This is a genomic window from Streptomyces sp. Ru73, from assembly GCF_002920575.1.
Classification (GTDB): domain Bacteria; phylum Actinomycetota; class Actinomycetes; order Streptomycetales; family Streptomycetaceae; genus Streptomyces.
In genome coordinates, this window is the sequence record NZ_PQSQ01000093.1 from 23,612 (window position 1) to 30,513 (window position 6,902).

At 71.2% G+C, this 6,902-nt stretch carries 6 protein-coding genes; 4 read left to right on the forward strand and 2 right to left on the reverse strand.

Going from position 1 to position 6,902, the window contains the following annotated elements:
* Window positions 1-4 precede the first annotated feature (4 nt).
* Genes C3486_RS29585 through C3486_RS29595 form a run of 3 tightly spaced genes read left to right on the forward strand, consistent with a single transcriptional unit; the run spans window position 5 to window position 2,435 of the window.
* Window positions 5-919 carry a glutamate ABC transporter substrate-binding protein gene (locus tag C3486_RS29585; protein ID WP_258053059.1) on the forward strand — a complete coding sequence of 305 codons (915 nt, stop codon included), beginning with the start codon at window positions 5-7 and terminating at the stop codon, window positions 917-919.
* 17 nt (window positions 920-936) lie between these two features.
* Entirely contained in the window at window positions 937-1,581 is a 645-nt protein-coding gene (locus tag C3486_RS29590) for an amino acid ABC transporter permease (protein ID WP_103835849.1), read from the forward strand.
* On the forward strand, window positions 1,578-2,435 hold the full coding sequence (locus C3486_RS29595; protein WP_103835850.1) for an amino acid ABC transporter permease: 858 nt from the start codon (window positions 1,578-1,580) through the stop codon (window positions 2,433-2,435). The genes C3486_RS29590 and C3486_RS29595 overlap by 4 nt, the downstream gene beginning before the upstream one ends.
* Window positions 2,436-2,457: 22 nt before the next feature.
* On the opposite strand, the gene C3486_RS29600 is transcribed toward C3486_RS29595, so the two are convergent.
* Window positions 2,458-4,038, reverse strand: a complete 1,581-nt coding sequence (locus C3486_RS29600; protein ID WP_103835851.1) for a CocE/NonD family hydrolase — start codon at window positions 4,036-4,038, stop codon at window positions 2,458-2,460.
* Between the two features lie 119 nt (window positions 4,039-4,157).
* Window positions 4,158-4,901 (reverse strand): hypothetical protein, encoded by a 744-nt coding sequence (locus C3486_RS29605; protein ID WP_103835852.1) that lies wholly within the window; start codon window positions 4,899-4,901, stop codon window positions 4,158-4,160.
* A 146-nt stretch (window positions 4,902-5,047) separates the two neighbouring features.
* On the opposite strand from C3486_RS29605, the gene ggt reads away from it, so the two are divergent.
* The gene (gene ggt / locus C3486_RS29610; RefSeq protein ID WP_103835853.1) at window positions 5,048-6,871 is read left to right on the forward strand and encodes a gamma-glutamyltransferase; all 1,824 of its coding nucleotides are present in this window, start codon (window positions 5,048-5,050) and stop codon (window positions 6,869-6,871) included.
* Window positions 6,872-6,902: the final 31 nt, after the last annotated feature.

The following is a 6,902-nucleotide window of genomic DNA, read 5'->3' on the forward strand; positions in this document are numbered from 1 at the left end:
CGCAGTGAAGACGTTCCCCCGGGCCGCGGCGGTGGTGCTCCTCGGCCTTCTCGCCGTGCTCACCGCCGCCTGCGGCAAGCCCGGCAGCCCGCCCGCCAAGGGCCCGCGCGGCGACGAGCTCCCGAAGTACCCCGTACAGACCCGCGTCCAGCTGCCCGACTCGCCCACCTGGCAGAAGGCGAAGCGCCGCGGCCACTTCGTCGTCGGCGTCAAGGAGGACCAGCCCTACCTGGGCGAACGCGACCCGGCCAGTGGCGAGTACCGCGGCTTCGACATCGAGATCGCCAAGATGATGTCCGCCGCGCTCGGCTTCGACCCCGAGGGCATCGCCTACAAGACGATCGCCTCGGCCAACCGCGAGACCGCCCTGCAGAACGGCCAGATCGACTATTACGTCGGCACCTACACCATCAACGACCTGCGCAAGAAGCAGGTCGGCTTCGCGGGCCCGTACTACCTGGCGGGCCAGGGCCTGCTGGTGCGCAAGGACGAGCAGGACATCAAGGGGCCGAAGGACCTGGCCGGCAAGCGGGTCTGCTCCGCCGCGGGCTCGACGCCGTACCAGCGGATCAAGGCCGACTACCCCAAGGCCGTGCTCGTCGCGTACGACACCTACTCCGTCTGCGTCGACAACCTGCTCACCTTCCAGGTCGACGCGGTCACCACCGACGACGCGATCCTGCTCGGCTACGCCGCCAAGGCGCCCGACGAGATGAAGCTCGTCGGCAAGCCGTTCTCGGAGGAGCCGTACGGCATCGGCGTCCCCCTGAAGGACCCGGCGCTGCGCTTCGCCATGGACGACGCGCTCCAGGCCGACGAGAAGAACGGCAACTGGAAGAAGGCCTATGACGCCACCCTCGGGCTCTCCGGAGTGCCCGCGCCCAAGCCGCCCAGGATCGACCGCTACACGGTGAGCTGAGGGAGCCCCCGACACCCATGGACGTACTGACCCACAACTGGTCCCTCTACGGCAAGGGCCTGCTCGGCACCGTCGAGCTCACCGTCTTCGCCTCGCTGCTCGCGCTCGTGCTCGGCGTGCTCATGGCGGGCTTCCGGGTCGCCCCGGTCGGCTCGCTGCGCGTCTTCGGCACGGTGTGGGTGACGGTGCTCCGCAACACCCCGCTCACCCTGCTGTTCTTCGCGGTCCTGCTGGGCCTGCCGCGCTTCGGCGTGGCGCTGCCCTTCAACGTCTTCGCGATCCTGGCGCTGGGCTGCTACACCTCGGCGTTCATCTGCGAGGCGGTGCGCTCCGGCATCAACACGGTGCCGGTGGGCCAGGGGGAGGCGGCCCGGAGCCTGGGCATGACGTTCGGTCAGACGCTGGGCACGGTGGTGCTGCCGCAGGCGTTCCGTACGGTCATCCCGCCCGTCGGCTCCACCCTGATCGCGCTGGCCAAGAACTCCGCGATCGCCGGCTCCTTCAGCGTCGTCGAGCTGCTCGGCACCTACAAGACCCTCAACGAGCTGGGCTACAGCATCATCTGGTCCTTCATCTGGATCGCCGTCGGCTACCTGATCGTGACCCTGACCATCAGCGCGCTGTTCAACGTGCTGGAGAAGCGCTGGGGAGTCGCCCGATGAGCAGTACCGCCCTCTACGACGTACCCGGCCCGCGTACCCGCGCCCGGCACCGCCTCTACGGTGTCGTGGCGACCGTGGTGATCCTCGCGCTGCTCGCCTGGGTCTGCTATCTGCTGGTCGACACGGGCCAGTTCGCGGGCCGGAAGTGGACGCCCTTCGAGTACCGGGGCATCCAGGAGCTGCTGCTGCGGGGGCTGGGCAACACGCTCAAGGCGTTCGCGGTCGCCGCGGTGCTCTCGCTGGCCCTCGGCGCGGTGCTGGCGGCCGGGCGGCTCTCCTGGCACCGGCCGGTCCGCTGGCTGTGCACGCTGCTGGTGGAGTTCTTCCGCGCCATGCCCGTCCTGGTGATGATCTTCTTCATCTACGTGGCGCTGCGGGCCGAGCCGGTGACCGCGCTGGTGGCCGGCCTGACGCTCTACAACGGCTCGGTGCTCGCCGAGGTCTTCCGGGCCGGCGTGCATGCGGTCGAACGCGGCCAGCACGAGGCGGCGTACGCGCTGGGCATGCGCAAGACGCAGGTCATGACGCATGTGCTGGTCCCGCAGGCGGTCCGGGCCATGCTGCCCACGATCATCAGCCAGCTGGTCGTCGCGCTGAAGGACACCTCGCTGGGGTTCCTCATCACGTACGAGGAGTTCCTGCACGCGGGGAAGCTGATCGCCTCCAACCTCGACTACGACCTGCCGTTCATCCCCGTCGTGCTGGTCATCTCGCCGATCTACATCGGGATGTGCATGCTGCTCTCCTGGTTCGCCCACTGGGTCGGCAGGCGGCAGCGGCGCAACCCGAAGATCGAGGGCGAGGTCGCGGCCGCCGAGCCGGGCACGCTGCTGCCGGGCGGGCCGCAGCCGTGACCCGCCCGGCGGTGGCGTACCGTCAGTCCCGGACCGGGACCGAGACCCACGACGGGTCGCCGGCCGGCGAGGAGAAGGTGAGCTTCGCGCCGTCCGGGTTGTGCTCGATGTAGAGCGGGTCGACGGAGTCCACGACGAGCGCCAGCTTGTGCCCGGCGGGCACGTCGTACGCGGTGGAGAAGAGGTCCAGGTCCACGCCGAAGGGCTTGCCCGGCTGCTTGCCGTGGAAGGTGAACGGCGCGTGCGTGACGAGCTTGCCGGTGCCGAGCGGGCCGACGTCGTAGAGGTAGGCGATCGCGGTGCCGCTCTCGGCGGTGCTGGTGAGCGTGGTGTGCAGCGTCGTGGTGCCGCGCACCCGCTGCTGGGTCTCGTACCGCTCCGACTGCCAGACGGCCGCGGCCGAGCGCGGCAGCAGCGGGACGGACGCCATCGGCGGGACCTTGAGGAGCTGGTCCAGCATGCTGGAGAGGAAGATGGTGCCGCCGTTCGCGCCGGAGTCGCGGTTCGTGGCGATGGCGTGGGTGCCGTTCAGCGGGATGCGCCGCCGGTCCGACGGCACGTCCTTCCAGCTCGCGTACCCCTCGTACGCGCCGGTGGAGCGGGACTTGAGCCGGACCGGGGACTCGCGGTCGACGCCGTTGTCGGCGCCCTTGAGGTAGTGGTCGAACCACCGCTTGGTGTCGGTCCAGGTGTCGTTGGGCAGCCCGAGCAGGCCGGTGGCCTCGGCAGTGGCGTGGTCGCCCGGCCGGAACTCCAGCCGCTTGGGGCCCTTGAGCTTGTCGAAGAAGTCGGCGTACTGGTTCGGCGGGAAGATCGAGTCGCCCCAGGCGTTGCCCATCATGATGGCGGCGCCGTTGGCGTTGATCCGGTCGAGGTAGGTCGCGGGGGAGCGCTTCTTCCCCCACGCGATCATCTCGTCCTCCTTGGCCAGGTTGGAGCCGAGGAAGTCCTTCATGATGGTCTGCAGTTCGGCGCTGGGCCGCCCGGTGAGGTAGCCGGCGCCGGCCAGCAGCCCGGCGGCCTGGGCGTGTTGCGTACGGCCGCTGTAGATGGAGTCGATCAGGTCGGCCCAGCCGCTGAGCGCCGCGACCGCCTTCACGCGCGGGTCGAAGGCCGAGGCCAGCAGCGAGATCCCGGCGCCGTAACTCACCCCGGCCATGCCCACCTTCTCCGGGTCGGCCGGGGTGTGCGCCAGCGCCCAGTCCACGACCTTGCGGGCGTCGGCGACGTCCTGCGGGCCCGCGGTCTCGATCTTCCCGCCGGACTGCCAGAAGCCGCGCGAGTTGTACCCGACGACGACGTACCCCGAGTCCGCCAGCTTCTTGGCCTGCGCGACGTACTCGACCTGCGGCATGCCCCAGCTGGTGGGCAGCACGATCACCGGGTACCGCTTCGTCCCGTCGGCGTCGCCGGGCGTGAAGACGTTGGCCTTGAGCGTGATCCCGCCGTCACCCTCGATGTCGACGAACTTCACGGAAGCGGGGGCCGGGGCGGCGGCCGGGGCCGCCTGCGCGGCGGGGGCCGTCGCGGTGAGGGTGGTGGCGAGGACGGCGGCGGAGACGGTACCGATCGCGGCGCGCAGCGCTGTGCGGGAGGGCGTCATCTACTGCTCCAGTCTCGGCGTGGGGGAACACCGGAGGGGTCGGTGTCGAAGTGACTGGAGAGTAAGGTGCGGTCGTTACCGGAGGTAACCCGTCGGTAGGTTACGCAACAGTAAAGATCTCATGGCGCCTTCACTGCCGCCTTCGTCCCCGGCTGCGCCAGCGCCGCCTTCGTCACGTCCGCGACCGGCTCCACCATGTCGGGCCCGTACGACTGCGAGTTGACCACCTTCAGCAGCAGGCAGAACTGCCCGTCGGCACCGTGCTTGCGTGCCAGCCGCGCCCGGTTGCGCACCAGGTGCCGCACGGCAGCCCGGTGCGTGACCGGCCGCTGGCCCGCGGCGAGGAAGACCGGCCGGCCGCCCTCGCCCGCCGTCAGCCGCGCCAGCAGTACGTACTCCACCGCGCCCGGCTCCATCGCGTAGCTCGTGCCGCCGATGACGAAGGTGCCGCGCCCGGCGCCCGACGCGTCACCCGGCTGCACCGCCACCCCCGGCAGCAGGTTCGCCAGATGGGCGGCGAGCCGCCGGTGCGCGGTCGGGTCGCCGACGCAGAACTCCGTGCGCGCGCCGAACCCCTGGAGTCCGGTGTCGTGCGGCGCGACCTCGGCGTGCGCCCCGCAGTTCTCGATGACGGAGGCGAGCCCCAGCATCGCCAGCGCGTCGTGGCGCGGGATGCTCCAGTGCGCCGAGGCGCTGTCCCGGTGGGTGACCAGCACGCACTCGGCGCCGTCCGGCAGCCCGAAGAAGGCCCGCTCACGGGCCAGCAGGCGGCGCGCCGCCGCGGACTTCAGGGCCCAGCCGCCCGCGAGTCCGAGGAACAGGGCAGCGGCGGCGGCGAGGAGGGGGAGGAGGGGGGTGTCCATGCGCGTGCAGGGTAGCGGCCGTTCGGGTGGGCATCGAGGGGCGAAGGGGTACTGGTGCGGTTGTCCTGGTTCGTCGCCCTGTCGCGCCCGAGATGCCGCAGGTAGGCTCCGGCTCCTGGCGCGAACGCGATGGAGGGAAGGCTCAGATGACGCATGTCCGACGCCTGTCGGTACTGGCCGTGACGGCCGTGCTGGCCGGTTCGCTGGCCTCCGTACCGGCCAGCGCCCGGCCCGCCGCGGCACCCGCGACCGAGCCGCCGCCCAAGTCCCCGGTCGCCGTGGGCTCCGGAGGCGCGGTCTCCAGCGTCGACCCCGACGCCTCGGCGGCCGGCATCGAGGTGCTGAAGAAGGGCGGCAACGCCGTGGACGCCGCGGTCGCCACCGCGGCGGCCCTGGGCGTCACCGAGCCGTACTCCGCCGGCATCGGGGGCGGCGGCTACTTCGTCTACTACAACGCCAAGAAGCGCTCCGTGCAGACGATCGACGGCCGCGAGACCGCGCCGCTGACCGCGGACAAGGACCTCTTCCTGGAGAACGGCAAGCCGATCCCCTTCAACGAGGCCGTCACCAGCGGCCTGGGCGTCGGCACCCCCGGCACCCCCGCCACCTGGGACACCGCGCTGCACAAGTGGGGCAGCCGCTCGCTCGGCCAGGTCCTCGCGCCCGCCACCCGGATCGCCCGCGACGGCTTCACCGTCGACGAGACGTTCCGCAAGCAGACCGCCGACAACGCCGACCGGTTCCGCGACTTCCCCGCCACCGCGAAGCTGTTCCTGCCCGGCGGGCAGCCGCCGGCCGTCGGTTCCACCCTGCGCAACCGCGACCTCGCCGCCACCTACGACGAACTGTCGAAGAAGGGCATGGACGCGCTGTACCGCGGACGGCTGGGCGAGGACATCGTCCGTACCGTCGAGCAGCCGCCGGTGCGCGCGGGCGCCACCCGCAAGGTGCGGCCCGGCGACCTCACCGCCGCCGACCTGGACGCGTACGAGACCAAGGTCCAGGCACCGACGAAGACGAAGTACCGCGGCCTGGACGTCTATGGCATGGCACCGTCCTCCTCCGGCGGCACGAGCGTCGCCGAGGCGCTGAACATCCTGGAGAACTACGACGTAGCCAAGCTGAGCGAGAAGCAGTACCTGCACCACTACATCGAGGCCAGCCGGATCGCGTTCGCCGACCGCGGCCGCTGGGTCGGCGACCCGTCCCAGGAAAAGGTGCCCACCAAGGAGCTGACCTCCCAGAAGTTCGCCGACTCCCGGGCCTGCCTGATCAAGGACGACGCGGTCCTCGAGAGCCCGCTCGCGCCCGGCGACCCGCGCCACCCCAAGCCCTGTGCCTCCGGTGACAAGGCAGCGCCGACGACGTACGAGGGTGAGAACACCACCCACCTCACCGTCGCCGACAAGTGGGGCAACGTCGTCGCCTACACCCTCACCATCGAGCAGACCGGCGGCAGCGGCATCACCGTCCCCGGACGCGGCTTCCTGCTCAACAACGAACTCACCGACTTCTCCTTCGCCCCGGCGACCCCCGGGGTCCCCGACCCGAACCTCCCCGGGCCCGCCAAGCGCCCCCGCTCCTCCATCTCGCCCACCGTCGTCCTCGACCACGGCAAGCCGGTCCTGGCCGTCGGCTCGCCCGGCGGAGCCACCATCATCACGACAGTTCTGCAGACGCTTCTCGGCCACCTCGACCGCGGCCTGCCGCTCGTCGACGCCATCGCGGCGCCCCGCGCCAGCCAGCGCAACGCCGCGCAGACCGAGGCCGAACCGGCGCTGTACGACAGCAAGCTGCGCAAGGAACTGGAGGCACTCGGCCACTCCTTCAAGGAGAACCCCGAGATCGGCGCGGCCACCGGCGTCCAGCGGCTGAAGGACGGGCGCTGGCTCGCGGCCGCCGAGAAGGTGCGCCGCGGCGGCGGCTCGGCCATGGTCGTCCGCCCCGACGGCCACGCGAACGGCAGCTGACCGTATACGGAACAGCCGTCTCCGGCGCCCG

Excerpts from the sequence above, each read along its gene's own strand:
- C3486_RS29595 (WP_103835850.1), top strand. The coding sequence starts at position 1,578 with ATGAGCAGTACCGCCCTCTACGACGTACCCGGCCCGCGTACCCGCGCC.
- ggt (WP_103835853.1), top strand. The coding sequence starts at position 5,048 with ATGACGCATGTCCGACGCCTGTCGGTACTGGCCGTGACGGCCGTGCTG.
- C3486_RS29605 (WP_103835852.1), bottom strand. The coding sequence starts at position 4,901 with ATGGACACCCCCCTCCTCCCCCTCCTCGCCGCCGCCGCTGCCCTGTTC.
- C3486_RS29600 (WP_103835851.1), bottom strand. The coding sequence starts at position 4,038 with ATGACGCCCTCCCGCACAGCGCTGCGCGCCGCGATCGGTACCGTCTCC.
- C3486_RS29590 (WP_103835849.1), top strand. The coding sequence starts at position 937 with ATGGACGTACTGACCCACAACTGGTCCCTCTACGGCAAGGGCCTGCTC.